The following is a 26316-nucleotide window of genomic DNA, read 5'->3' on the forward strand; positions in this document are numbered from 1 at the left end:
TCGTCTGTTAAAAGAGCAATGGAAGGAATTAGGTATGAGTAACTTGGCTTTTTCTAAAAAAATGACAGTTATGGGATTATCAGCCGTGTTAATGCTGATTTTATCCGGATGTGAAGGCATTAAAGAATCATTAGGCTTTGGAGGGGCAAAAGCGCCAGATGAATTTATGGTCACCACCCACCCGCCTTTGACCTTGCCGCCCGACTTTGCCCTGGTTCCACCTGTGGCAGGGGCACCTAACCGCAATAGCGGCACCCCTGCCAACCAGGCAGAGACCGCTTTAACTAATGGCAAAAATCTTGCCAATCGCTTGAATGATCAACCCGCATCCGCAGGTGAGGCAAACCTGATCGCTAAAACCGGCATTGGCAATGTACCCTCAGATATCCGTAGGCTTGTGGAACAAGAAACAGCTTCTATTAACCGCTCCAACCGCAGTTTATTAGGCAAGCTTTTTTCATCCAGTCCCGGCAGCAATCCAGGCGTGGTGCTTGATCCAACTAAGGAAAAACAGCGTATTGATGAGAATTTGGCCGCCGGTCGACCCTTATCAACTGGTGAAACGCCTGTCTTGAAGGTTCGCAAGCGCTCCTTCTTTGATAGTTTATTTTAGAAACACCCCCATGATGGTAAGGAGTAAAGGGTAGATGATTAAACGAATGAGAAAATTGATCTTACTTCCCTTTTTCCTTATCTATTCTTTTACGCTTACTGCCCAAAATCGGCATGACTTTGTGGTAGAAAGCTTTCAGTTGTCGAATGGGTTACAAGTGGTCGTGCTGCCAAGTAACCGTGCGCCCATTGTTACCCAGATGATCCTTTATCAAGTTGGCTCAGCCGATGAGGAGCCGGGCAAGTCCGGCTTGGCCCATTTCCTGGAACATTTGATGTTTAAAGCTACCAAAAATTTTCCAGAGGGGTTTTATGACCAAGAAATCCAACGGGTAGGTGGCGAAGCTAACGCTTTCACCACCCCTGATTATACCGTTTATCATCAAACGGTTTCCTCAGAATTTTTAGAAATGTTGATGAAACTGGAAGCCGAGCGGATGCAACATTTGATTATCCATGATCCCGGTTTCACGGCCGAAAAACAAGTGGTGCGCGAAGAAATTCGCCTTAATCATACAGATCCCCCCACCAGCCGGTTATACACGATGATGATGGCGGTGCTTTTTACCCATCACCCCTACGGGACACCGGTCATTGGCTGGGATCATGAAGTCACCCAACTAACCGCCGTAGATGCCGACAATTTTTACCATCGTTGGTACAGCCCCAGCAACGCTATTTTGCTGATTGCGGGGGATGTGCAAGTGCCACAAGTTCGGCAATTGGTTGAAAAATATTATGGCGCCATACCAGGCTTTGCTGTCCCCGCACGGACACGCTTACAAGAACCGGCCCTGGCCATCCCGCGCCAGGTAGAATTCGCATCCGCCAATACCCAAGAATTTCGTTGGTGGCGGTTTTATAAAATTCCTTCCCATGGAACTACCGAAGCCTTGCCCATGGAATTAATCGCCCAAATCTTAGGTGGCAATAGTAATAGCCGCCTTTATAAGCGATTAGTGATTGAGGAAAAAGTTGCCAGTAATATTTCCGTTTCCTTTGATACCAGCAATAGGGATTACGTAACCTTAAATTTTTACGCCAGTGCTTCATCAAGCGAACAATTCAGCCTGATCGAAAAAATCATTAACGAAGAAATTAATAAACTAAAAAACCAACCGGTTTCCCAAAGTGAGCTTGAACAGGCAAAGGCCCAATTAGAAAATGCTGCCATAAAATCCCACGATAATATCAGTAGCCTAGGGCAATATATCCTGGTGGGATTAACAACCGGCTGGAAGTTAGAAGATTTACAAAACTGGTCAAATTCCATTCGCCAAGTGCAGCCGGAACAATTGCAAAAACAAGCGCAGCAATATCTTTTACTGGAGAATTCTGTGACTGGCACCTTACTTCCTCAACTTAAATAGGGTAATCATTACATGTTTTCATGGCTTCCCCTTAAATTTTTTCAAATTTTATTTGGTTTTGTTGCCTTTTTTATATTCCCGTTCGCCTCTTTACAAGCATTTGATATTCAAACGGTTACATCAAAAAAAGGCATTCAAGCTTGGCTGGTTGAAGATCACCAGGTTCCCCTTTTTTCCCTGGCAGTCGGTTTCAGTGGCACGGATTCTGACCCATCTTCCAAACTGGGACTGGCAAATTTCACCATGTCGATGCTGACGGAGGCGGCTGGAAGCTCACCCTACCTTGAGTTCCAGGAAAAATTGGACAATTTGGCAATCGAATCATCCAGCTCGGCCGGTCGTGATCATGTTGTTATCCAGATACGGGGCCTAAGTAAATTCCGCGGGGACACTTTCGATGTTTTAAACAAAATTTTATTGTTGCCGCGTTTTGACCAAACGGATATTGAGCGCAACCAACGTCAATACCAGGCTTATTTCCGTCGTCAACAGGAAGATCCAGGTAATATCGCTGCAGAGAATTGGAATCAATTGTTTTTCCCTGATCATCCCTACGGCAATCCAAGCTATGGCAACAACCAAAGCATATTAGGATTGACGGCAGCGGATATGAAAAAATTTGTAGCGAGCAACTTCACCTTAGAAAATATAAAAATTGTCGTGGTTGGTGATATTACCGCAGCTGAACTGGCAGCACTTCTTGATCAAACATTTGGTTCTTTGCCATCCAAGAAACCGGCTTCCCCCCATCAACCATCCACCCCTGGTAAGGCGGGGGTATTTCATTTTCCTTTAGATATCAGCCAAACAACGATTGTTTTCGGCCAAACTGGATTCGATCGGAAAGACCCGGATTATATCGCTGGCTATTTATTAAGTGAAATAATGGGCGGGGGCGGATTATTTTCAAGTCGCCTGATGCGTAAAATACGCGTTGAACGTGGCTTTACCTATGGCGTATCCACCAGTTTCTTTCCCCTAGATTACGCCAGTGTTTTAAGCGGTGCCTTGGCAACGGCTGCTGAACATACCGATGAGGTTATTGCTTTAGTCCGCGGTGAATGGCAAGAAATGGCTAGCAATGGCCCGACTGCCGAAGAATTGGAATTAGCGAAAGTTCATATGATCGGCTCATTCCCCCTACGTTTTGAAAGCACTTGGTCAACCGCCGCCAGCCTTTTAAGCCTACAGATGAACGGTTTTAGCAAAGAATATATTATGGGTGGACGCCAAAAACTCATTGAAGGAGTGACGCTTAAAGATGCGAAGCGGGTAGCCAACCGTTTATTCCAGCCAGATCGGCTGTTATTTACCGTTGTTGGCCCAACCGCCCCCCAATCGAAGTAAAACCTCTAACTATCTCATCCTGTTTTAACGACTGTATTTAGTGAGGGTATCTTTTAAAGGTTTGGCTTCCGGGTTAGAAAAACGCCGTTCAACCAAAATGGCTTCGGGGGTGGCCCCTTTGCCATAATATCCCGTGTTTAAGCTTTCGCGGGCCAAGACCCCTGCCCCATCAAAAGAAATGCCGCCAAATAACCCAACCGATGAAGCAAATGAATAAACATCCGCTTTCAAATTGGTGCTGCTGGATGTGCCGACCCCAATACCGACGGGCCCTGCAGCCACGCTAACACTTCCGCCAAATTTAAATTGATTGCGGATAATCGCCTCTAACCCTTTAGGGGTCATGATGGTAAAGACCACTTCAGAAACTTGTCCGCCGATCTGCAAGCCAACGCTTCCTGAAGCCAAGGTATAAAAAGCCGGATCACTCCATCCCTTAACGTCATCGCGCACCAAAAGCACCCCGGTACCACCCTCCGCCCCAATAATAAATCCGCCCTTGATTAAACTGGGGAAAATCAAAATGGCTTTTGCCTTTTTCACATAATCCGGTAAACTTTTAAAATCCTGGCCTGTCACCAATTTGAGGAACGTCAAGCGGGCTTTTTCAATAATTTCTTGCTGGGTTGATAAGGCTTGAGCGGGTGTTTGCAGCAACATCATCAATGCCCCGATAACCAAGGCTAATTTGGAAAGTGCGTATGAGATTTTTTGTGTCATTATATTGTCCTTCTTTTAAAAAATTTCTTCGCTTGATATGTTTACCATATCTACCACTAATTCACAAATCGCTGCCCGATCATAATTAAAAACAAAATAACCAATTGCAGCAATTGTTGTAAGGCACCTACCACATCCCCGGTTATGCCCCCAAAGACCCGTTTGGCCGCCCCAATAAATAGACAAAAAAACACCCCGCACCCAGTGATTATGATCGCTGCTATTTGCCATTCCCAAACAATAAATAGGCTGGCAACACTGATCGCGAAAGCCACCAGCACAACCCATAATTTGGGCTGGCCAAATGAAACGGCTAAACCGGTGGGTTTGGCCCACCACCCTAAGCGCAAGGCGGCCACCATCCATGTCCTTGAAAACATTTGTTCCGCTACTAATACAGCAAATAAAAGATGTGCAGGGATTGTCAGCAATAATTGGATCCGCAAAATTAAGGAAAGGATCAAGGCAATTCCCCCATATGTGCCAATCCGGTGATCTTTCATAATGACCAAACGTTCGGCAACCGTTTTGCCCCCCAAACCATCCGCGCAATCCGCCAGCCCATCTTCATGGAAAGCCCCCGTCACGGCAATCATTGCCGTGATCATCAGGATAACGGCAATCGGTGCGGGCAAAAAAAGGATAAAGCATTGATAAATTCCATAAGCAAATCCGGCAATGCCCAAGCCCACAACTGGGAACATCCACGCACAATTGGATATTCGGCGGCTTGCCGATAGGCGCCTAACCCATTCCCGGGAACCCATGGGTAGGCGCGTTAAAAAACGAAAAGCTTGACACCAATCGATTAGTAAGTTTTTCATGCACTAACTCTATCTCTTTCCTGAGCAATGCCTTATTCTAGCATTGATGACACTAGGTATGTTATTAACAGATAAATCATTACAAAGAACCAAGCAATGGCCTCCTCCCCTCAGAAATCAATCAATCTTACAGAAATTAGAAAAATCATTGATCATTTTCCAATCCCCGCATTGGAGCCGGTGACATTTGCCCTGCAACGGGAGGTTTTATTAACGAAGCCAGCGGGTTCTTTAGGTCGATTGGAAAAACTAACGGAGTGGTTTGTCAAATGGCAGGGGAAATACCCGCCCGCACTCGAACATCCACGTATCGCCGTTTTTGTAGGCAACCATGGGATTAATCGTCATCACGTTTCTGCCTATCCCTCAAGCGTTACCCAACAAATGTTGAAAAATTTTATTCAGGGGGGGGCGCTATCAATCAATTATCGGCCTTATTTGATTCTGATTTGCGGGTTTATGAAATGTCGCTGGATGAAGGTACAGCAGATTTCAGCCAAATGCCTGCGATGTCTGAGGAAAGTTGCGCCAAATCATTCGCTTACGGCATGATGGCGGTTGAACCCGGAATTGACCTATTATGTTTGGGTGAAATGGGGATCGGAAACACCAGCAGCGCTGCTGCCCTGTGTTTAGGGCTATTTGGGGGGAAAGCCGAGGATTGGGTTGGTTATGGCACCGGTATTAACCAAACCATTTGGACACAAAAAGTTGGGCTGGTGAAACAGGCAGTTACCCTTCATCAACCAGGTATTAAAGACAGTTTTGATTGGATGCGGTGTGTGGGCGGGCATGAATTGGCCGCTATCGCTGGTGCGATTATTGCCGCACGGATGGCTAGGGTTCCGGTTGTACTTGATGGTTTTGCTTGTACGGCAGCGGCCAGCGTTTTATATCATTATAACCACCACAGCTTGGATCATTGTATCGTATCCCATCTATCAACCGAACCTGGTCACAAATTGTTGTTAAGCAAAATTGGTAAGTCAGCTGTATTGGATTTACAATTGCGCTTAGGCGAAGGAACCGGGGCAGCTTTAATGATTCCGCTTATCAAAGCAGCACTGGCTTGCCATAATGGCATGGCAACCTTTGCTGAAGCAGAGGTTTCAACCAAAATTATCTCTTAAGAGGTGCTGATCATGACCATTCACCCGCTATCACTTCTGGAAAAGACGACTGCCTTATCAAAACTAAAAGGCTGGAGTTTAGAAGCATCCGGGAAAGCCATCCATAAATCTTTTTCCTTTAAAGATTTTAACCAAGCCTGGGGTTTTATGGCTAGGGTCGCTTTATTAGCGGAGAAACTAGACCACCATCCTGAATGGGCCAATGTTTATAATAAAGTGGATATTCGACTAACAACCCATGATTGCCTTGATCTTTCGGATCGTGATATCCGTTTGGCTGGAATGATTGAACAAATTGCCTTAAGTTGCAAATAGCGTAAAACAGCTAAAAATATTTTATGCCGCCACGTCGCCCGATTTTGCCGCAGCCGGTGCCGCAATCGATTGATTGCGCAAGGCTTCACGGTGGGCAATATAAATAGTGGATGCCACAATCACCCCCGCCCCTACCCATGTCCATAAATCGGGGATTTCCGTAAAAGCTATCCACCCGATAAAAGTTGCAAAAATCATGCGGGTGTAATCATAGGTCATCACCACCGAAGCATCCGCCAGAGAAAAGGCCCTAACCAAGCAAATATGGCCAGCCGATCCACAGGCCCCCATCCCTAAAATCCACAACCATTCGATAGCTGTCGGTTGCTGCCACACCCAAAGTGCCATCGGCAATGACATCGGAGTCATAATCAGCACCATGAACGTGACGATAGCGGTGGGTGATTCGGTTTTGGTTAGTTTTTTGACAATCAAGGTTGTCACCGCTGAAATGGAGGCAGCCGCAATTGCTAAAAAAACGCCAATATTGAATTCCCCGGCACCCGGACGAATAATGATTAAAACGCCTATAAAACCAACCAGGGTTGCGGTCCAACGCCTAATACGCACAATCTCCCCTAAAAACAGGGCGGCCATCGCGGTTGCAAACAGAGGTGTGGTAAAACTAAGCGCTACAGCATCTGCAAAAGATATCAAAGTCAGGGCAAAAAAACCCATTTGCATGGATAAAAGTCCCAAAAAACACCTTAAAGAGTACAGCCCTAAACGGCGGGTTTTGAGAACGCCCAGGCCGTGCCTAAGCAACCATGGCATCATAAATAACAACCCCGCCGCACACCGAAAAAAGGATATTTGGAAGGTGTGCAGATGTTCGGACAAATGCCTGACAATCGCGCCTAAACCAGAAAAAAGCACGGCAGACATAACCGTCCAGCACGCTGTTTGCAAGGAAATGGAAGCCGACTGGAATGAAGATGTTATTTTAGCCATTGCACAACTTAGGAAAGTGATCAAAATAGGAAAAATTATTATTGCAACATATCAAACAATTACGACAACCAAATGGGAAACGATATGCAATTAACCCCACTCTGGCAACCCACCCCTGGACAGATCGCTACTACCAATATGGAATTCTTTCGCCACATGGTCAACAAAGATTGTCATGAAAACCTTAGTGGGTACAAATCTTTGTACGAATGGTCCATCAAAAAGCCTGATTTGTTTTGGTCATCCGTTTGGAAATTTTGCAAGGTAACCGGCGACATGGGAAAAATTGTCCTAACACCCGGCCCCTACAAAATGCCGGGAACCCGTTTTTTTCCAGAAGCCCGTTTGAATTTTGCAGAAAACCTATTGCGTCGCCAAGACCAGGAGACTGCCATTATTTATTGGTCGGAAGATCAGATTAAGACGCGCCTGACCTATAAAAAACTGTATGAAAAGGTTGTTTGTTTAGCCAATGTTTTAAAAGATTACGGTGTGCAAGCCGGGGACCGGGTGGCCGCTTTCGTTCCGAACATCCCCGAAGCGATCATCGGTGTTTTGGCTACCGCCAGTATTGGGGCTGTCTGGTCTTCTTGCTCACCCGATTTCGGGGTAGGCGGGATTGTCGACCGCTTTAGCCAAATTGAACCCAAAGTTTTATTATGTGCGGACGGTTATTTGTATAATGGCAAAACCTTTGATTCACTTGCCAAAGTACAGGAATTCCTGCCCCAATTGCCGACGGTAAAAAAGGTGGTGGTTTTCTCCAACACTTATTCTTATACCAATCTCTCCCACATGCCTAACGCCGCTTTGTTTACCGATTTGGAAAAAAAATATTTCGGCTCAACCTTAACTTTTGAAAAATTTCCCTTTAACCACCCGCTTTACATCCTTTTTTCCTCAGGTACCACCGGTAAACCAAAATGTATTGTACATGGTGCTGGCGGCACCCTTTTGCAACATTTAAAAGAACACCAGCTTCATAGTGATTTGAAAAAAAATGATCGGCTTTTTTATTATACCACCTGTGGCTGGATGATGTGGAATTGGCTGGTAAGCGGGTTGGCAACTGAAGCCAGCCTATTATTGTATGACGGTTCGCCATTTCATCCGAAGTCAGAAATTTTGTTCGACTTCGCCTCACAGCATCACTGCACCCACTTTGGCACTTCTGCCAAATATATTGATTCATGTATCAAAGCCGGTGTAACACCGTCAAAATCCTACTCTTTACCCGCTTTGCGGATGGTATTGTCCACGGGATCCCCCTTATCACCTGAAGGCTTTCAATATGTTTATCAGCATGTAAAAAAAGATGTATGCTTGGCCTCCGTTTCCGGTGGCACAGATATTGTGTCTTGTTTTGTGCTGGGCAATCCGGCGGCCCCTGTCTGGTCGGGGGAAATCCAAACAGCAGGCTTGGGCATGAACGTGGAAATTTGGAACGATGGGGGCAAAAAAATTCAGCAAGAAAAAGGGGAATTGGTCTGCACTATTCCCTTCCCCTCGATGCCCATCGGTTTTTGGAACGATCCTGATGGGATAAAATACCATCAAGCCTATTTTGAACGTTTTCCTAACATCTGGTGCCACGGCGATTACGCAGAACAAACAAGTTCCGGCGGCTTTATCATTTATGGCAGGTCAGATGCCGTTTTAAAACCAGGGGGAGTGCGAATCGGCACCGCGGAAATTTACAGGCAGGTGGAGCAATGCGAGGAAGTGCAGGAAAGCATTGCCATCGGCCAGGATTGGCAAAATGACGTGCGGATTGTTTTATTCGTCAAGCTGAAACCACCTTTTGCCCTGACAGAGGCCATTCAGCAAAAAATACGCCTTAAAATCCGCCAAAATGCCTCCCCCCGCCATGTGCCTGCAAAAATTATCCAAATCAGTGATATCCCGCGCACCCGCAGCGGTAAGATCGTTGAATTGGCTGTCCGCGATATGGTGGCCGGACGTCCTATCAATAATAAGGAAGCGCTTGCCAATCCAGACGCTTTAGAATTATTCCGTAATTTAACGGAATTACGGACTTAGGGGCAGCATGGCTTTTTTAACCGAGAATCTTTCTTTCGTTTTATGTGCGCTGGGCGGCGGTTTCATCGGTTTTTTATTATCTTGGGTTTGGGGGAAAAGAAGGAATCAGCAAAATTTAGAAAATATTCAGAATTTACAGGAGAAAATTGGCCAACAGGAATATTTGCGAATTAGCCTGGAAACCAAGGAAAAATACTGGCAAGAATTGAAGGCCGATCACCAATTGCTGCAGCAAGATAGGCAGCAACTGGCCCGTGAATTAGTGATGGCGCAGGAAAGGCTTAAATATATCCAAGCCGATGAACAAGTGAAGCGCCAGGAATTTTCAGCCATTGCCCAGCAGGCCTTGCAACAAGCCCATCAAACTTTTGTCCATATGGCCCAACAAACCCTGCAAACCAGCCAAGTGGAACAACGGGCAGAATTGGGCAAGCAATATCAAACCTTTTTACATCAAACAGGTCCCATCAGCCAAGATCTAAGCAAATACCAAGAAAAACTGGCGGAACTGCAAAATATTTGGAATGTCAGTTATAGTGATATCAAAACCCAGCTTCAGCAGGTTGAAAGAATTAATGAATTGGCGCGTTTGGAAACCAACAAATTATCAAGCGCCTTGCGCCAGTCGCCCCGTGCCCGCGGCAGGTGGGGGGAAACCGCTTTGCGTAATATCTTGGAAATGGCGGGTATGAACGCTTATTGCGATTTCATCGAACAAAGCACCCTGCCGAAAGACAAGCCGGATGACGTGATGAAAAGGCCGGATGTCACCATCCGCTTGCCAGGCGACCGCACATTGGTTATCGATTCCAAGGTGGTCTTGGAAGCGTATTTACAAGCAACCGAAGCCAGCGATGAACAGCAGCAAACCCAATATTTAAAGCTTCATGCCAGCAATATCACCGATTGCCTGCAACGTTTACACCGGAAAGATTATGCAAGCGGCACAAAAGGGCTGGATTTGGTTATCCTTTTTATTCCGGGCGACCATTTTTATAACGCAGCGTTAGAGGCTAATCCCGACCTTTTTGAAGAAGCCTTCCAGAAAAAAATTATTATCGCGACCCCCACCACTTTAATTGCCCTGTTGCGGGTGATTGAATGGGGGTGGCGTCAACATAACAGCCAAAACGCCATGAATGAAATCAGCGGTTTAACCGATAATCTTCATAAGGAATGGCAGAAAACAGCTGCACAATGGGTTGATTTAGGCAAGGCGCTGAGTAAATCGCTGGGACATTACAATAAAATTGTTTCGGATTTTGAAAAAAATATTTTTCCACTGTTATCCAAAGTAACCCAATTCCAGCCCCATAATCAGAAGGCAATTTACCCCGAGGCCAAAAACCAACAACTTAATCTCCCCCAGCCGCATTTATGGAAGCAAGTGGTTGAACCCCATGACGATGAATAAGTGTCAAGAAAAGCTATTGTACCGCCTATGCTTCATTAACTTCGCTTAAGCCCGGCGTTGCAGCCGCACGGCATAAAAGCCATCCAAGCCTCCCCTATCCAATAAATGATAAGGTAACGTGCGTAATTCCCCCCGATCAGTAATTAACTCGCTAAGCCCACCCACCTCTGCAGGTAGGATGGGGACAATGTTCAAATCAGGATATTTTTTTAATAGCCAATCCAACTGGCCCTCCCCTTCCTCCCGCAGCAACGAACAAGTGGCATAAACCAATTGGCCGCCTTTGGCCAACATTTGGTAAGATGATTGCAAAAGGTCGCGTTGTTGTTTGATCAAATGGCTAAGTTCTTCCCGTTTGCACCGCCAAGCAATTTCTGGGTGCCGGCGAATGGTGCCAGTTGAAGAACAAGGCGCATCCAACAAGATAAACGGCATGGGTTGGGCCGGACGCCAGTTATTGGCATCTGCTTCAACCAAATCCGCCTGCAAATGCAATCGCTCTAAATTTTCTTCAAGCATTTTCAATCGTTCGGCATTCATTTCCAAAGCAATAACTTTTGCCCCCGCGCTAGATAATTGGGCGGTTTTGCCGCCCGGGGCTGCACAGATATCCAATACCGTATCACCAGGTTTAACCTGCAAAAATTTGGCGGGCAAAGCGGCGGCGGCATTTTGGACCCACCATTCACCCTGTTCATACCCAGGCAATTGTTCAATCCGCCCCTCATGGGATTTTACGAATAAACCACCCATCGGCAAAATTTCTGCCTTCAGTTGATCAGCCCAATATGCGGGCCTGCCTTTGACGGCAATATGCAACCCAGGCTCTTGAACATGGGCTTCAGCAATTTGCTGGGTTTGCGGTAGCCCATAAGTTTTAACCCAGGATTGCCACAACCACGGGGCATAATTATGCTGTATATCCGGGATAATTGGTTGCTGTTCCTGATCGCGCACAAATTGGCGTAAGATGGCATTCACAAATCCTTGATATTTTTTTAACTGATAAAAATTTTTAATGGTTTCAACGGCGGTGTTGATCACGGCATGGGGCGGTGTTTCTAGAAAAAGAAGCTGTGTCAGCGAAACCGACAACATATTCAAAACCAGCCAATCTTTCTGGGGAACAGGTTTTTTAATATAATTTTGCAATATGTGCCGGATTTGGCCCCAATGGCGCAAGGCCGTTAACACCATCAAGCGACAAAAAGCCTGATCCCGTTTTTCTGCCAACAGCGTCCAGCCACTATGATGGAGTGCTTCTTCAATTTTGTCGGAAGAATCCCATAATATTTGGATCGTGTTGGCTGCAATATAGCGAGTTTTGATGGAATCAGGCAACCGGTGGATGGAAGACAGATCAGTTCTTTGGGGCATATTTGGCCAAAATTCTTTGTAAAGTACGACGATGCATACGTAAACTCCGTGCTGTTTCCGAGACATTCCGCCCACATTGTTCAAAAACGCGCTGGATGTATTCCCAACGTACCCGGTCAGCGCTCATTAATAATTCAGGCGCTGGCGGCAACATTGACCCTCGTTGCTGCAAAGCTACATCAATGGCATCGGCATCGGCAGGTTTTGCCAGATAATCGACCGCCCCTGCTTTAACCGCTGCCACAGCAGTCACAATATTCCCATATCCGGTTAACATAATAATCCGCATATTTTTTTTGAGTTCGCGTAATTCAGGAACAATTTCTAACCCATTACTATCCAACAGGCGCAAATCGATAATCGCATAATCAGGCAGATGATTGCGAGCCAAGCTTAAAGCTTGCTGGGCATTTTCGGCAACGTAGGTTGTATAACCGCGCTTTTGCATAGCCTGGGCCAAGCGCTGCCGAAAAACCTCATCATCGTCGACAATCAATAATTTTTTTAGCAATTCAACAGTTGTTTCGTCCTGATTTTGTTCCTGCATTACCATGATCCTATCCTTCGTACTTCATTCATCATCATTTTCATTTTTTACTTTGGCAAAACAATTGTGACCTGGGCCCCACCTGCTTTATGATTAGAGAAAAACAGATTGGCAGATATGGTGGCCAGCGATGATTGGGCAATGAAAACACCCAGTCCTAAATGCTGGCTACTGTAAGGTTGTTGGCGGTGCAATGCGCCCGTTGAGATATAAGGTTCACCCAAACGATCTAATATATCAACCGAAAAACCCCACCCGTCATCTTGGATTCGAATGATATAATGTTGCTGATTTTCGGCAATGACTACTTTTACCTCAGTACGGGCAAATTGAAAAGCGTTTTGCAGCAAATTACCCAATCCTTGTAAAATTTCAGGTTTTGGCAATAAAGCAGGCATGTGGTCAGATGATAGCTTGCTTTCAACAACCCACCGGATATCGGCACGCCGATAAGGCTCCGCCGCCAATTCTAAAACAGCGCTAATGGGCAATTGCGTGAAAGGGTCATTTAATAAAGAATGTTCTATTTCTGCTGGTTGTTGGCCAGGTTTTTTGCCAAGAATCGCCAATATTTCCTGACAACGGCGGGCTTCGCTATTGAGCAAGCGGATATCTTCCTGAACGGCAGGTGATAATGTTTTTTCATGGGTCAATTCCTTTGAGATAATGGAAATGGTACCCAAGGGCGTGCCTAACGCGTGAGCGGCGGCGGCGGCTTGCGCCCCTAAGGCAGACAAGCGGCGCTGTTGATCCAGCATTTTTTGCATTTCAAGCAAAGCTTTGGATAGGCGGCTGGAATCGGCTGAAACAACGGTCAGATACACGGCAATAAAAACCAATGATAAACAAAGGGCCGTTAATAACCCCCAAGAGTAAATGGGCGGTAGAAGAGTGATTTCCCCACCAATCGGCAATCTCAAATGAACAAAAGATAAAATTGCAATTAATCCCAAACCCAGAAACACGAGAAAAGCTGTCACTTTTTTGGAAAGGATCGTTGCCGATACCGTAATCGGGGAAAGCATCAGGATGGAGAAAGGGTTATTGATACCACCCGTTAAATATAATAAAAATCCCAATTGGATCATGTCAAAAGACAAATAAGCAGCCGCCACTTTGTCGCTGACAAAAGGACGCGACCGGCGGATGTTGGCAATCAAATTGACCAAAGCCAAAGCGCCTACAGTCGCTAAACACCACGCCAGGGGCAGATAATAGCCAAAAATAAAAGTAACCGCTAAAATAGCCGCTAATTGCCCACAGATGGCCATCCAGCGGATGAAAATCAACGTCCGCTGTTGCAATTGCCGATCTTTGAAAAGGTTGGTCATGATCGCAGCGCATTTACCCTTAAAATTGGGTTTAACTATTCATTATTGTTGTTTGAATTGGGCGGGGCGCTTCTCTACGAAAGCAGCCATTCCTTCTTTCTGGTCTTGTAGCGAGAAGGTGGCGTGGAAAACCCGGCGTTCGAATAACAACCCCTCCGACAAAGTTGTTTCATAAGAGCGGTTAATGGATTCTTTTACCATCATCGCAACCGGCAATGACATGGATGCAATTTTTTCGGCGAGCTTCATCGTTTCGCTTAACAAATCGGCGGCAGGGATTACCCGGCTGACTAACCCATATTTTTCTGCTTCAACCGCATCCATTGTACGACCAGACAAACATAACTCCATGGCTTTTGATTTACCTACCGCCCGTGTCAACCGTTGCGTACCGCCTGACCCCGGAATTGTCCCCAAGGCAATTTCCGGTTGCCCGAATTTTGCGGTATCAGCAGCCAAAATAATATCGCACATCATCGCTATTTCACACCCGCCCCCCAAGGCATAGCCTGCAACCGCTGCAATAACCGGTTTGCGGCACTGGGCAATGCGTTGCCAACCTTTCGTGATAAAATCGGTCATATACACATCAATATAGGAACGGTCTTTCATCTCTTTAATATCAGCACCCGCAGCAAACGCTTTATCACTGCCTGTGATCACCAAAACATGGATGGAGACATCGTCTTCTAACGCATTCAGGGCATGATTTAAATCCTCAATTAATGCCTGACACAAGGCATTAAGCGCTTTGGGGCGATTTAAGGTAATCCATCCAATTTTTCCACGCTTTTCCACATTGATATTTTGGTAAATCATTTATTTTCCTTATATTTTGTTGGCATTGTTTTATAGGGTTGATCATCGACAGCAGCGTAACGAATGTACGGTCGTTTATCAATATGTCTATTGTTGACAATGGGCGCAATAGAAAGTGGAACGCCCAGCTTGGTTTTCCCGCTGGATGGGCCGCTTGCACCCGCGGTTTGGACAGGTTTGTTGTTCTTTTCCATACACCGCCCATTGCTGCTGGAATGTTCCCAACTGACCGTCCGGTTGCACATAATCCCTGGCCGATGAACCGCCCGCTTGGATCGCTTTTTCCAGGGTACGCCGGATCATTTGCCATAATTTTGTGACTTCATTCTTATTTAAACTTGCAGCTGGCCGGAATGGCAATATACCTGCATAAAATAAACTTTCACACGCATATATGTTGCCAACCCCTGCAATAATATGCTGATTTAACAACACATTTTTAATCGGCGCTTGCCGCCCCTTTAAAATTTCGGCTAATTGACGCGCTCCAAAAGCCTGATCCAACGGCTCTGGACCTAACTCTTTCAGTAAGGGATAATTGGCCATTTGGTTTGAAGCGATCAAATCAACCAGCCCGAATCGGCGAGGATCGCGGAAATGGAACCAATCACCCCCGTCCATTTGCCAACCGAAATGATCGTGTTTATCCTTGGATATTGCAAGCGTTGAATGTATAATCCTTCCCGACATTCCCAAATGGATAAGCAGAATATATTGTCCTTCCAAAAATATCAGGATATACTTTGCCCGTCTTTTGATTGCATCCACGTGTTTACCCTCAATCCGGGAGATCAGATTGTCAGGCATTGGCTTACGTAAATCAGGACGGCTTATAAAAACATGCCGAATAACCTTCCCCTGCATGTATTTTTCAAGTCCCCGGCACGTTGTTTCCACTTCAGGCAATTCCGGCATATCCCAACAACCTTTAATGACGAGATAAAATGAATAACCCCCAAGATACACAACAGGTTTGGTTTGGCAATCGCCTGGTGGATAAAGACAGCAAAACAACGATGGTCAAGGACGTTTTCAATCGGGTGGCCATAAAATATGATTTGATGAACGATCTGATGTCATTGGGCATCCACCGCCTTTGGAAAAATATGATGGTTTCTGTAGCCAACCCCCAACCTTATCAGCAAATCCTTGATGTGGCAGGTGGCACGGGTGACATAGCCTTACGTTTGGTGAAAGCGTGTGGCGGGATCCCTATGATGCAAGCCAAGGGCGGCCAAGTTATTGTCGCTGATTTAACCCCGGCGATGTTGGAAATGGGCCAGAAAAAAGCGCTTGACCAGGGCATTACCACCGGTATTTCCTGGGTTAACGCAAATGCCGAAAATATGCCAATTGCCTCCCAAACAATCGATTTATATACGGTGGCCTTCGGTTTACGCAATATGGGTAATATCCCCGCTGTACTCAAAGAAGCCCACCGCGTATTAAAGCCTGGTTCACAATTTTGTTGTTTGGAATTCAGCCCAAGTGCCCTACCTTTCCTGCAACGTTTATATGACCTTTACTCCTTTCATCTTCTGCCTAAATTAGGCCATTTGGTTGCAAAAGATCAGGATTCTTATCTGTATTTAGTAGAAAGTATCCGTAAATTTTCCTCCCCAGAACATTTGGTTGATCTATTATCAGACGCCGGGTTTAAGCATGTGCGCTACCACAGCCTAACAGGCGGGATTGTGGCCATCCATACAGCATGGCGGGTGTAAGATCTTGCGTCATTCCATTCGCCATCTTTTTAGGCTTTTATCTATTGTCTTTACTTTGGCCCGCCACGGCGCATTAGAGCCTGTTTTTATTTTGGTCAGGGGCAGCAGCCGACTGGCTTTTCTGGTATGGGTCGGCAGGATTTTCCAAGCCTTGATGTTCCAGGGCAACAAGCATGAACGCAGGGGTGAGCGTCTCCGAAAAGCTTTAACGGATTTAGGGCCAGCTTTTATCAAATTTGGACAAACGCTTTCAACCCGTTCTGATCTCATCGGTGAGGAAATGGCGGCTGATTTAGCGATGTTGCGCGACCGCTTGCACCCCTTTCCTTATAAAATTGTTCGGCAAACCATCAAGAAAGAATTAGGCCAAGAACTCGAAGCTTTTTTTGTGGATTTTGACCCTGTCCCAGTGTCCGCGGCATCCATCGCCCAAGTCCACTTTGCCCGGCTAAAAAAGCCTTTGGCAAATAACATTGAGGAAGTGGCTGTCAAGATCCTGCGTCCGGGAATCGAGCATTCTTTCCTTCAAGATATGACTCTTTTTACTTGGCTTGCCCAATTACTCAACAGGCTGGTGCCTAAATTACGGCGTTTAAAGCTTTTGGACATTACCAAAACTTTTACCGAGGTGATGGAACGGGAGATGGATTTACGCCTGGAAGCTGCCGCTGCCGCTGAATTAGGCAAGAATTTTGAAGGGGATATCAGTTATAAAGTCCCCGTTATTGATTGGCGCTATACCTCGCAACGGGTGTTGACGCAAGAAAGGCTAAGAGGCTGCAATATTGATGATAAAGACGCCATTGTCAAAGCCGGATTCCAAATTGATGCTGTTTTACAAAATGCCGCAGAAGTTTTCTTCAAACAGGTATTCCGGGACGGCTATTTTCATGGAGACCAACATCCTGGCAACCTATTTGTTACCCTAAACGGCCATATGGGGGCGGTTGATTTCGGGATTATGGGGCGCTTAGATAAAAAAAGCCAATATTACCTGGTCGATATGCTATTGGCGTTTCTAGAGCGGGATTATCTAAAAGTTGCTAAAGTCCATCTGAATGCAGGTTATATTCCCCCCGATACATCGCTTGAAAATTTTGCGCAATCCTGCCGCGCTATTGGTGAGCCGATTTTTGGGTTATCCTTGAATGAAATTTCCTTAGCCAATTTATTGACCCAGTTATTCCGTTTGGCCAGAACCTATCACATGGAAGTCCAACCCCAATTACTACTGTTGCAAAAAAATATGTTGATGGCGGAAGGGATCGGTCGCAGCCTAAACCCCAATTTGAATATTTGGGTTTTAATACGGCCCATGATTACCGATTGGATGCGGGAAAACCGGGGCGTGGAAGCGCGGCTGATCAACATGGCAGAACAAGGAATAAAATTGGTGGAAAAATACCGATTTTAATGACAAAATTAGAACAAAGCCTTGATTTATGGCGAAAACAGGAACCCATTGACCAACATCATGCCAATATCAAGCATCGTTGGTTGCGTCAGCTGAATGGCCTCCTACTATGGTCAGCCATTTTATTATTGGCTGCTTGGCTCATTTTTCATCCGTAATTAACATGATAAGGCCCTTGTCGATGAAACACATTCTTCTGATTATTAGCGGTGGGATCGCCGCTTATAAAAGCTTAGAATTGATCAGGCGCTTACGCCAAGATCATGATATCGGGGTACGTTGCGTGTTGACCCAAGCAGGCGCCCATTTCGTTACACCCCTATCCATCGCTTCCCTAAGCGGTGAAAAAGTATTGTCCGATTTATTCTCCGCAGATGAAGAAAGCCAATTCGGCCATATCCAATTAAGCCGTTCAGCAGATTTGATTGTGGTTGCCCCAGCTACCGCGGATATCATGGCAAAGCTTGCTTGCGGTTTGGCCAACGATTTAGCTAGTACGCTGTTACTCGCAACCGATAAACTTGTTTTGCTGGCCCCTTCCATGAATGTCAAAATGTGGGAACATCCCGCCACCCAAGATAATATGCACCGTCTCAAACAACGGGGGGTGTTTTTTGTAGCACCCGGCAGCGGTGATTTGGCGTGTGGAGAAATAGGCGCTGGTCGCATGGCAGAACCTGCCACCATCATTGCTGAAATTTTATCCCTCTTATCCCCCGCTTTTTCCTTAAAACCTTTAGCAGGGCTGAGGGCTTTAGTGACCAGCGGCCCAACAATTGAGGCGATTGATCCCGTCCGATATCTCAGCAATTATTCCTCCGGTAAGCAAGGCTATGCGATTGCCTTGGCTTTGGCCAATGCAGGTGCCACCGTATCCGTTGTATCAGGGCCAAGCCATGAAACTTTACCCGCCCATATCCCCGTTACTTTCGTGCAAACCGCCCAAGAAATGCTCGCAGCTTGTGAAAGTCATTTGCCTGCTGACATCATGGTCGCCGCGGCAGCCGTCAGCGATTGGCGGGTGGCCCAAGCAGCCCTGCAAAAGATCAAAAAAACATCTGATCAACAAAATCTTCATCTAGAACTTGTCCGTAACCCAGATATTCTGGCAACGATCGCCCATTTACCCAAGGGACAGCGGCCTAAATTGGTTATTGGCTTTGCTGCTGAAACAGAAAATCTGGTGAAAAATGCACTGTTGAAACGCCAACAGAAGCAATGTGATTGGATCTTGGCTAACCCCGTTGATCAGAACCATCAACCTTTTGGTGGTCTAGACAATAAGGTTACTTTTGTAACCGGCAGCAGCCAGGAACAATGGCCTAAAATGACCAAGCAACAAATTGCTATAAAATTGGTTGAAAAAATGGTGGCATTCTTCCACTCTTCTTAACATCAACCAGGTACAATTTTTTCATCTTTAAAGCGAGTATAACCAGCAATGCCCCTACCAACTGTCAAAATACCCATCCAACGGCTGCCCCACGGCAAGCATCTTGCTTTGCCCCAACCCGCAACCACCCAAAGTGCGGGGATGGATTTATGTGCCGCCATCGATAAACCTATCACCATCCAGCCAGGCAAAAGGGCGTTGGTCCCAACCGGCATTGCCATAGCCCTACCCGCGGATTGTGAGGCACAAATACGCCCAAGGTCAGGTCTTGCGTTGAAACACGGGGTTACCATCTTAAACAGCCCCGGTACAATCGATGCGGATTATCGCGGAGAAATTGGTGTCATTTTGATCAATCACGGCGAGCAGCCGTTTGTAGTTGAGCCAGGGCAGCGGATTGCCCAAATGGTCATTGCCGTTTATCAGCGAGCTATTTGGCAAGAAGCCGAAGAACTGTCTAATACAGAGCGGGGTACCGGCGGATTCGGTTCAACCGGCGTGCAGCATCCGCGGCTGAAAACCTAATTTCTATCCTTAGCCTTAATCACTCTTATCACGAAGATGGATGATTTAACATATGATCCCGCCCCTTAATGATCAGCAACTAGAACGTTATTCGCGCCAAATTATTTTGGATGAAATCGGCGAAGAAGGCCAGCAACGTTTGCTAGGGGCGAAGGTTTTGGTCATCGGTGCCGGGGGGCTTGGCTCCCCTGTCCTGCTATATCTGGCGGCGGCTGGCATCGGCCAATTAGGGGTGGTGGATGATGATGTTGTTGATCGCTCCAACCTTCAACGTCAAATTATCCATACCACCGCAAGAATTGGACAAAATAAGGCTTACAGTGCCGCCCAAACCCTAGGTTCCCTAAACCCTGACATCCAACTTCATATTCATCCTGAACGGATCACTGCACAAAATATCCGCCCCATTTTTTCACCCTACGATTTAATTATTGATGGCAGTGACAATTTCCCCACCCGTTATCTCGTTCATGATGTTTGTTTCTTTTTGGGAAAACCCTTGCTATCTGCAGCCCTTTTACGTTTTGAAGGGCAGATAACCACTTGGAAAGGCTATCTGGGCCATCCCCATCCCTGTTATCGGTGTCTTTTCCCAGAAGCACCCGCCACAGGAACGGTCCCCAGATGCCAAACGGCCGGGATCTTAGGTTCGGTTGCTGCAACCTTAGGATCAATGCTTGCCACCGAAACAGTCAAAGAAATTTTGGGTTTAGGCACCAGCTTATCTGGCCTGATGCTGCTTTACGATGCCTTGGAACCAAGTGTACAACAGATACGTTTAGAAAAACAATCATCATGCCATTTTTGCAACCGCCCCCAATCTTGGCAAAATATTTTAAAAGAAGAAAAACAACGGATTGATGGTTGCCAAATTCCTTGACTCTGATAAAGATAAAATGATGAGCCGTTCCGGCAGTAAAAATAATTAATCTTGGGAAAATGATTAAAAGATGAAATTGTTCCGTTATACCCTTTTATCGATGGCTGTTTTTTTATCTACTATAAGTAGCATTTTATTGTTGGGGTTGCTTCCTTCCTCTTTAAAGGCCCAAGAACCTTTCCAGCCTTATTTTGCATCGTTAAGATATGAAAAAGTTAACCTGCGCACAGGTCCCGGCATGCAATATGTGGTGGAATGGATCTACCAGCGCAAACTGACCCCCGTGGAAGTGGTCAATAAATATAAGGATTGGCTGCAAATCCGTGATGTGGAGAAAACAACCGGGTGGGTCAGGCAAGATCAGGTGACATCTAACCGTACGGCCATTACGACGACGATCACCCTCTTGTACCGAGACAACAATGTGGATAGCGCAACCCTTGCAAGAATTGAGGCGGGCGTTTTTGTCAGTTTAGAAAAATGTGTTGTGGCTTTTTGCCAAATCCGGGTGAAAGATTACCAAGGTTGGATCGTTCGCCAACATTTATGGGGAATTTATGCCCAAGAAACCTTAAATTAAACAGCGAAACCAGCTTTCCCGTCAGGAGTTGGGTAAAGTTGGTTAAATAAATATTCTTTAAATAACAATTTTATTTTTTGAAACCCTTGACTGGAAAATCAAGAATGGTTAGATTGTCCAGCCAAATATGTAGTAACTATTATAGAGAGAAAGACCAAGATGGCGCACAGCTTATCAGCCAAAAAAAGAATTCGTCAGACCCTGAAACGCACGGAAATCAACAAATCCAATACCAGCCGCATGCGCACTTTTGTAAAAAAAGTTGAAACTGCTATCGCCGGTCAAAATAAAGATGAAGCCCGCCAGGCTTTACAAGAGGCCCAACCGGAAATTCACCGCTCCGTCACCAAAGGCATTTTGCATCGTAATACCGCTGCCCGCAAGCTGTCCAGGTTGTCTGCCCGCATTAAAGCTTTGTCATAACCACAATTTGGATTAAGCTTTTTTATTTTTCAGAAATCAGGGTTTTTCTCAGGGTGCGCTTGTGCTTTGCCTTTTTATTATTCCCTGATTTCGTATCAATAATAAAAATTTATTTTAAAAAGTCTTGACTCTTCCCCTTTAGAATTTGTTTAGTAGGGGGAGGATAAAAAAGCGATTATTAGATCATCGTATTTTTGATCCCCTTCATTGGATCATTCAGAAATTTGAACATTTCCTGATTATAAGGATTAGCAGTATGTATGCGGGTGACCTGACCCCCAAGCAAGCCTGGGAATATTTGCTTTCCAACCCATCCGTGGAATTGGTTGACGTACGCACAGATGGCGAATGGCTGCAAGATGGCGTGCCTGACTTATCCGCCCTTAATCGCCCTGTACATTTTCTAAGCTGGAATGCAAAAGCTTTAGAAAAACCTTCCTATTTTATTCAGGCACTTCAGGAACTATCTTTTACCAGCACCACCCCTTTGTTATTTTTATGCCGCAGCGGCGGACGTTCAAAATCCGCAGCTTTTTTAGCGTCTAATAACGGCTTCTCAAAAGCCTATAATATCCAAGGGGGATTTTTAGGGCATTTATCTTCGTTTGCCCATGAAGCTTCAACCCCAGGCTGGAAGCAACAGGGCTTACCGTGGGGATTACATAAGAATGGTTGAAAATTTGACGGCTATTCGCGACCATAAAGTGACGCTGATTGCCAGCCAATGGGAAAAAATCCAAGGCCGGATGCGCAAAGAATTTGGCGATGTGATTTATCGAAGCTGGCTGAAACCATTATCCTTATTAAGCAGGGATGGCGGTTCCGTGCGTTTATCGGTCTCCACCCGTTTTATCCGTGACTGGGTTACTTCCCATTATTTAGAAAAATTACGCCAATTATGGATCGTTGAGGATGCGTCCGTTAAAGATGTTGCGATCGTTTTGGAAGATTCACCCCACCGCAATATCGATCAGTCTGCCCAACTCAACGCTGAGGATCCTGTAGGCCAGTCTTATGCCCAAGGTCATTTGCAAGTTATCCAGGGTTCGGTAAATAAGACATCCCCCTCTTCCCTCTTAAGCACCCAGCAGCACCGGGAAGAATTAGGTGTAAGGTTGGATCCCCGTTTTACTTTCGATCATTTTATTGTCGGGAAATCGAACGAACTGGCGTACAGCGCCGCAAGACGGGTGGCTGAATCGGCGACTGTTTCCTATAATCCCCTATTCTTGTATGGGGGCGTTGGGCTTGGCAAAACCCACCTCATGCACGCCATTGCCTGGCATATCAGGCAAATATCACCGGAACGCCGTGTTTTATACATGTCGGCAGAAAAATTTATGTACCAGTTTATCAAAGCTTTACGGCATAAAGATACCTTTTCTTTTAAAGAGGAGTTCCGCTCCGTTGATGTTTTAATGATTGATGATGTCCAGTTTATTTGTGGCAAAGATTCAACCCAAGAAGAATTTTTTCATACCTTCAATGAATTGGTGGATAAAAACCATCAAGTAGTTGTTTCAGCCGACAAGTCGCCTGCAAATTTAGAGGGCCTTGAAGAGCGGATGCGCTCCCGTTTAGGCTGGGGCTTGGTTGCCGATATCCACCCCACCACTTATGAATTGCGCCTCAGCATCGTTCAAGCAAAAAGTGAACTTTTAAAAAGTAACGTTCCTTTAAATGTGTTGGAATTTTTAGCTAAAAAAATAACCTCTAATGTCCGGGAATTGGAAGGCGCCCTTAACCGGGTGGTGGCCCATGCAGCCTTGGTGAATACCCCCATTACGATTGAGGGGACCCAAGAATTGTTGCGTGATTTATTAAAACAAACTGAAAAACAACTAACCATTGAAGATATCCAGAAAAAAGTATCCGAACATTATCATGTGAAGATCATCCAAATGCACTCCCCCTCACGTGCCCGCAATATTGCCCGGCCCCGCCAAGTGGCCATGTATTTGGCGAAACAATTGACCGTATGTTCCTTGCCAGAAATAGGCAAGAAATTCGGCGGGCGTGACCACACCACCGTTTTGCACGCCGTTAAAAAGGTGGAAGAACTTTGCGGGCAAGATAAAAGTTTCGCTGAAGACGTTGAAATTTTAAGAAGATCCCTTTAATTTATCCTCTCCGGCAATGGGCTGCCGAACCATTTTTGAAAGCGGCATCCTCGCTTTTTCACCCAAAGAGAACCGTCTTTGATGATCCATTAAACATGCTTGCTTTCTTTAAAAAGACCTTCTAATTTAGGTGGCAACTATTCATTATTATTTTCGGCTTGCGACAGGGATCAATTGAATAACATCATGAAATTAACCATTGAAAAAAATATCTTCCTGAAAGCATTAACCCATATTCAAAGTGTTGTTGAACGCCGCACCACAATTCCCATACTTTCCCATTTATTATTAGAGGCCAAAAACAATCAATTGCAGCTCACCGCAACCGACTTGGATTTAACGGTAACGGAGGCAGTGCCTGCAACTGTGACTGCCCCTGGCCAAATTACTACCCCAGCCCATATTCTTTATGATATTGTCCGCAAACTACCGGACGCCAACCAATTATCCCTAGAATGGCAGCAAAATGGGGCGCTTTCTTTGCAAGCAGGCCGGTCAAGATTTTCGCTGCCAACATTGCCACGCGAAGATTTTCCGCTTTCCGCCCAAACGGATATGCCCTGCGTCTTTCAAATACCTGCTATCCAGTTTTTGAAACTATTAACGCAAACTAGTTTTGCAATGTCCAATGAGGAAACACGCTATTATTTGAATGGTATTTTCTTGCATGTTGGGCCAAGTCAACTATATGCGCCCAAATCGTTAAAGGCTGTGGCAACGGATGGCCACCGTTTGGCGCGCGCTGAAACAGTTTTGCCTGCCAAGGCCGAACAAATGCCTGGCGTCGTCATTCCACGCAAAACGGTACAGGAATTGATGAAATTGCTGGAGCATGAGGATCATTCGGTGACAATCGGCCTGTCGCCACAACGGATGACGGTGACTTTCAAACAGGTTTCCCTATCTTCCAAATTGATTGATGGGAATTTCCCCGATTATGAAAGGGTGATCCCAACCAATAACCAACAAATAATTGAAGCTGACCGCTTGGCGTTTGCAGCCGCGGTTGATCGCGTTGCCACCATTTGCAGCGATAAGTTACGCAGCATTAAATTACAAGTGCAGAAAAATAACCTCGTATTTTCAGCCGCCAGCACTGACATGGGCAGTGCGATTGAGGAAATTGAAGCAAAATACCAAGGTTCAGCGTTTGATATTGGCTTTAATGCCAAATATTTGGCTGATATCATGCAACAAATGACAGGTAAGAAAGCCAAAATTGCCTTATCTGATGCTTCTTCCCCTGTCCTCATCAGCAACCCCGAAGATATTGCCGCCACCTATGTTTTAATGCCGATGCGCATATAAATCTTTGTTTTTGGCGATCATGTCTTTTGTCCCGGCAATCCGCCAACTTAATTTAACAAATTACCGTAATTATTCCCGTCTGGCTTTAGCAATTGAAGCAGCACCCGTTGTCTTAATTGGGGCGAATGGTGCTGGTAAAAGTAATTTATTAGAAGCCTTATCTTTTTTTGTGCCCGGTCGGGGACTCCGCCAAGCCAAATTACCCGACATCAGTTGCCGCTCATCCGCCCCTTGCGGTTGGACAATTGCAGCAGTTTTAGAAAATCTTCAAGGTAGCATCACGATTGGCACGGCTTATGAAATAGATAAGCCGGTACGCCGCCATATCCGCATCGATGGTCAGACCCAACGCGATCAATCAACGCTTTTATCTATTTTATCCATGATCTGGCTAACCCCCCAGATGGACACATTGTTTTTAGAGGCATTTAGTGAACGACGGCGCTTTTTTGACCGGTTGGTTTATAGCCATTATCCATCCCACGCCGATTTATTAACCGAATACCAAAATTTGCTGAAAGAACGTTTAAAGGTATTGCTGGAATATGGCATCGCCCACCCCTGGCTAAATGGCTTGGAGCAACAAATGTCGGAACATGCTGTTGCTATTGCCTCCGCCCGCTTGCAGCATTTAAAGGAATTACAAAATTTCTTTTTGCAAGACGAGGCTTTCCCACAGGCTACCATGGCTATCCAAGGAACGGTGGAGACATCTCTGCAACACTCCCCTGCCCTTAAGGTTGAAGAGGATTTGCAAGAAATTTGGGCACAGTCGCGCAAACGCGATCAAATCACGGGCATGACCCATATCGGCCCGCAACGCAGCGATTTTATGGTGCATGATTTGATCAGCGGCACACCTGCCGAATCCTGTTCAACCGGTGAGCAAAAAATGCTTTTGCTGTCGATTTTACTCGCGCAGGCAAATTGGCAAAAACAGCATCAAAACTTATCACCAATCCTTTTATTGGATGAAGTGGCAGCCCATCTCGACCCCCAAAAAAGGGAGCGTTTTTTTAACCATCTTATCAAGTTGCAAAGCCAATTTTGGTTAAGCGGCACCGAAATGGAACCTTTCAGCAGCCTAAAAGGAAAAGCACAGTTTTTTGATGTCGAAAAGGGCTTGGTAAAATCAAGGAATATGTGATAGTC

26 protein-coding genes and 1 pseudogene are annotated in these 26316 nt (G+C 45.7%); 19 read left to right on the forward strand and 8 right to left on the reverse strand.

Annotation, left to right across the window (positions count from 1 at the left end; translation table 11 throughout):
• Nucleotides 1–34 precede the first annotated feature (34 nt).
• From IPP67_02535 to IPP67_02545, 3 genes are read left to right on the forward strand one after another with little or no spacing between them, the layout of a single operon-like run.
• Nucleotides 35–613 (forward strand): DUF3035 domain-containing protein, encoded by a 579-nt coding sequence (locus tag IPP67_02535; GenBank protein ID MBL0338075.1) that lies wholly within the window; start codon nucleotides 35–37, stop codon nucleotides 611–613.
• A 46-nt stretch (nucleotides 614–659) separates the two neighbouring features.
• A complete protein-coding gene (locus IPP67_02540) occupies nucleotides 660–1982 on the forward strand; it encodes an insulinase family protein (protein ID MBL0338076.1) in 1323 nt (440 codons plus the stop codon).
• 12 nt (nucleotides 1983–1994) lie between these two features.
• Nucleotides 1995–3329 (forward strand): insulinase family protein, encoded by a 1335-nt coding sequence (locus IPP67_02545; protein ID MBL0338077.1) that lies wholly within the window; start codon nucleotides 1995–1997, stop codon nucleotides 3327–3329.
• 24 nt (nucleotides 3330–3353) lie between these two features.
• Here the strand turns inward: IPP67_02545 and IPP67_02550 are convergent, their stop codons facing one another.
• Nucleotides 3354–4049 (reverse strand): lipid-binding SYLF domain-containing protein, encoded by a 696-nt coding sequence (locus tag IPP67_02550; GenBank protein ID MBL0338078.1) that lies wholly within the window; start codon nucleotides 4047–4049, stop codon nucleotides 3354–3356.
• A gap of 56 nt (nucleotides 4050–4105) precedes the next feature.
• Nucleotides 4106–4873, reverse strand: coding sequence for an adenosylcobinamide-GDP ribazoletransferase (locus tag IPP67_02555; GenBank protein MBL0338079.1), 768 nt, complete (start codon nucleotides 4871–4873; stop codon nucleotides 4106–4108).
• 96 nt (nucleotides 4874–4969) lie between these two features.
• Between IPP67_02555 and cobT the strand changes: the two are divergent.
• Nucleotides 4970–6003: pseudogene (gene cobT, locus IPP67_02560) on the forward strand (nicotinate-nucleotide--dimethylbenzimidazole phosphoribosyltransferase).
• Between the two features lie 12 nt (nucleotides 6004–6015).
• Nucleotides 6016–6318, forward strand: a complete 303-nt coding sequence (locus IPP67_02565; protein MBL0338080.1) for a 4a-hydroxytetrahydrobiopterin dehydratase — start codon at nucleotides 6016–6018, stop codon at nucleotides 6316–6318.
• A 21-nt stretch (nucleotides 6319–6339) separates the two neighbouring features.
• Here the strand turns inward: IPP67_02565 and IPP67_02570 are convergent, their stop codons facing one another.
• Complete coding sequence (locus IPP67_02570) at nucleotides 6340–7269, reverse strand: DMT family transporter (GenBank protein ID MBL0338081.1); 930 nt, start codon at nucleotides 7267–7269, stop codon at nucleotides 6340–6342.
• 84 nt (nucleotides 7270–7353) lie between these two features.
• Between IPP67_02570 and IPP67_02575 the strand changes: the two genes are divergently transcribed.
• Nucleotides 7354–9309, forward strand: a complete 1956-nt coding sequence (locus tag IPP67_02575; protein MBL0338082.1) for an acetoacetate--CoA ligase — start codon at nucleotides 7354–7356, stop codon at nucleotides 9307–9309.
• A gap of 7 nt (nucleotides 9310–9316) precedes the next feature.
• Nucleotides 9317–10723 (forward strand): DNA recombination protein RmuC, encoded by a 1407-nt coding sequence (gene rmuC, locus IPP67_02580; protein MBL0338083.1) that lies wholly within the window; start codon nucleotides 9317–9319, stop codon nucleotides 10721–10723.
• A 45-nt stretch (nucleotides 10724–10768) separates the two neighbouring features.
• On the opposite strand, the gene IPP67_02585 is transcribed toward rmuC, so the two are convergent.
• The 5 genes from IPP67_02585 to mutM all read right to left on the reverse strand — a co-directional run bounded on the left by IPP67_02585 (nucleotide 10769) and on the right by mutM (nucleotide 15712).
• Nucleotides 10769–12100: an RsmB/NOP family class I SAM-dependent RNA methyltransferase gene (locus tag IPP67_02585; protein ID MBL0338084.1), complete on the reverse strand. Its 1332-nt coding sequence runs from the start codon at nucleotides 12098–12100 to the stop codon at nucleotides 10769–10771.
• Nucleotides 12084–12647, reverse strand: coding sequence for an ActR/PrrA/RegA family redox response regulator transcription factor (locus IPP67_02590; GenBank protein ID MBL0338085.1), 564 nt, complete (start codon nucleotides 12645–12647; stop codon nucleotides 12084–12086). Before IPP67_02590 ends, IPP67_02585 begins: the two co-directional genes overlap by 17 nt.
• A gap of 47 nt (nucleotides 12648–12694) precedes the next feature.
• On the reverse strand, nucleotides 12695–13978 hold the full coding sequence (locus IPP67_02595; protein MBL0338086.1) for an ActS/PrrB/RegB family redox-sensitive histidine kinase: 1284 nt from the start codon (nucleotides 13976–13978) through the stop codon (nucleotides 12695–12697).
• A gap of 42 nt (nucleotides 13979–14020) precedes the next feature.
• Entirely contained in the window at nucleotides 14021–14797 is a 777-nt protein-coding gene (locus IPP67_02600) for an enoyl-CoA hydratase (GenBank protein MBL0338087.1), read from the reverse strand.
• A gap of 87 nt (nucleotides 14798–14884) precedes the next feature.
• Nucleotides 14885–15712 (reverse strand): bifunctional DNA-formamidopyrimidine glycosylase/DNA-(apurinic or apyrimidinic site) lyase, encoded by an 828-nt coding sequence (mutM, locus tag IPP67_02605; GenBank protein MBL0338088.1) that lies wholly within the window; start codon nucleotides 15710–15712, stop codon nucleotides 14885–14887.
• Nucleotides 15713–15741: 29 nt separating this feature from the next.
• Here mutM and ubiE point away from each other — a divergent pair, with 29 nt between their 5' ends.
• The 12 genes from ubiE (at nucleotide 15742) to recF (ending at nucleotide 26311) form a co-directional block, all read left to right on the forward strand.
• The gene (gene ubiE / locus IPP67_02610; GenBank protein MBL0338089.1) at nucleotides 15742–16521 is read left to right on the forward strand and encodes a bifunctional demethylmenaquinone methyltransferase/2-methoxy-6-polyprenyl-1,4-benzoquinol methylase UbiE; all 780 of its coding nucleotides are present in this window, start codon (nucleotides 15742–15744) and stop codon (nucleotides 16519–16521) included.
• A 4-nt stretch (nucleotides 16522–16525) separates the two neighbouring features.
• Entirely contained in the window at nucleotides 16526–17935 is a 1410-nt protein-coding gene (gene ubiB, locus IPP67_02615; protein MBL0338090.1) for a 2-polyprenylphenol 6-hydroxylase, read from the forward strand.
• A complete protein-coding gene (locus IPP67_02620; protein ID MBL0338091.1) occupies nucleotides 17935–18093 on the forward strand; it encodes a hypothetical protein in 159 nt (52 codons plus the stop codon). The genes ubiB and IPP67_02620 overlap by 1 nt, the downstream gene beginning before the upstream one ends.
• Before the next feature lie 5 nt (nucleotides 18094–18098).
• Nucleotides 18099–19328 (forward strand): bifunctional phosphopantothenoylcysteine decarboxylase/phosphopantothenate--cysteine ligase CoaBC, encoded by a 1230-nt coding sequence (coaBC, locus tag IPP67_02625; protein ID MBL0338092.1) that lies wholly within the window; start codon nucleotides 18099–18101, stop codon nucleotides 19326–19328.
• Nucleotides 19329–19376: 48 nt separating this feature from the next.
• Nucleotides 19377–19853, forward strand: a complete 477-nt coding sequence (gene dut / locus IPP67_02630) for a dUTP diphosphatase (GenBank protein ID MBL0338093.1) — start codon at nucleotides 19377–19379, stop codon at nucleotides 19851–19853.
• Nucleotides 19854–19905: 52 nt separating this feature from the next.
• The gene (locus IPP67_02635) at nucleotides 19906–20733 is read left to right on the forward strand and encodes a HesA/MoeB/ThiF family protein (GenBank protein MBL0338094.1); all 828 of its coding nucleotides are present in this window, start codon (nucleotides 19906–19908) and stop codon (nucleotides 20731–20733) included.
• A gap of 70 nt (nucleotides 20734–20803) precedes the next feature.
• Nucleotides 20804–21313, forward strand: a complete 510-nt coding sequence (locus IPP67_02640) for a hypothetical protein (protein ID MBL0338095.1) — start codon at nucleotides 20804–20806, stop codon at nucleotides 21311–21313.
• A gap of 159 nt (nucleotides 21314–21472) precedes the next feature.
• A complete protein-coding gene (gene rpsT, locus IPP67_02645) occupies nucleotides 21473–21736 on the forward strand; it encodes a 30S ribosomal protein S20 (protein ID MBL0338096.1) in 264 nt (87 codons plus the stop codon).
• Nucleotides 21737–21992: 256 nt separating this feature from the next.
• Nucleotides 21993–22412, forward strand: a complete 420-nt coding sequence (locus IPP67_02650; protein MBL0338097.1) for a rhodanese-like domain-containing protein — start codon at nucleotides 21993–21995, stop codon at nucleotides 22410–22412.
• Entirely contained in the window at nucleotides 22405–23856 is a 1452-nt protein-coding gene (gene dnaA, locus IPP67_02655) for a chromosomal replication initiator protein DnaA (GenBank protein ID MBL0338098.1), read from the forward strand. The genes IPP67_02650 and dnaA overlap by 8 nt, the downstream gene beginning before the upstream one ends.
• 186 nt (nucleotides 23857–24042) lie before the next feature.
• Nucleotides 24043–25164, forward strand: a complete 1122-nt coding sequence (locus IPP67_02660) for a DNA polymerase III subunit beta (protein MBL0338099.1) — start codon at nucleotides 24043–24045, stop codon at nucleotides 25162–25164.
• 19 nt (nucleotides 25165–25183) lie between these two features.
• Nucleotides 25184–26311: a DNA replication/repair protein RecF gene (recF, locus tag IPP67_02665; GenBank protein MBL0338100.1), complete on the forward strand. Its 1128-nt coding sequence runs from the start codon at nucleotides 25184–25186 to the stop codon at nucleotides 26309–26311.
• The last annotated feature ends 5 nt before the right edge of the window (nucleotides 26312–26316 follow it).

The organism is Rhodospirillaceae bacterium, from assembly GCA_016722635.1.
Classification (GTDB): Bacteria; Pseudomonadota; Alphaproteobacteria; order JAEUKQ01; family JAEUKQ01; genus JAEUKQ01.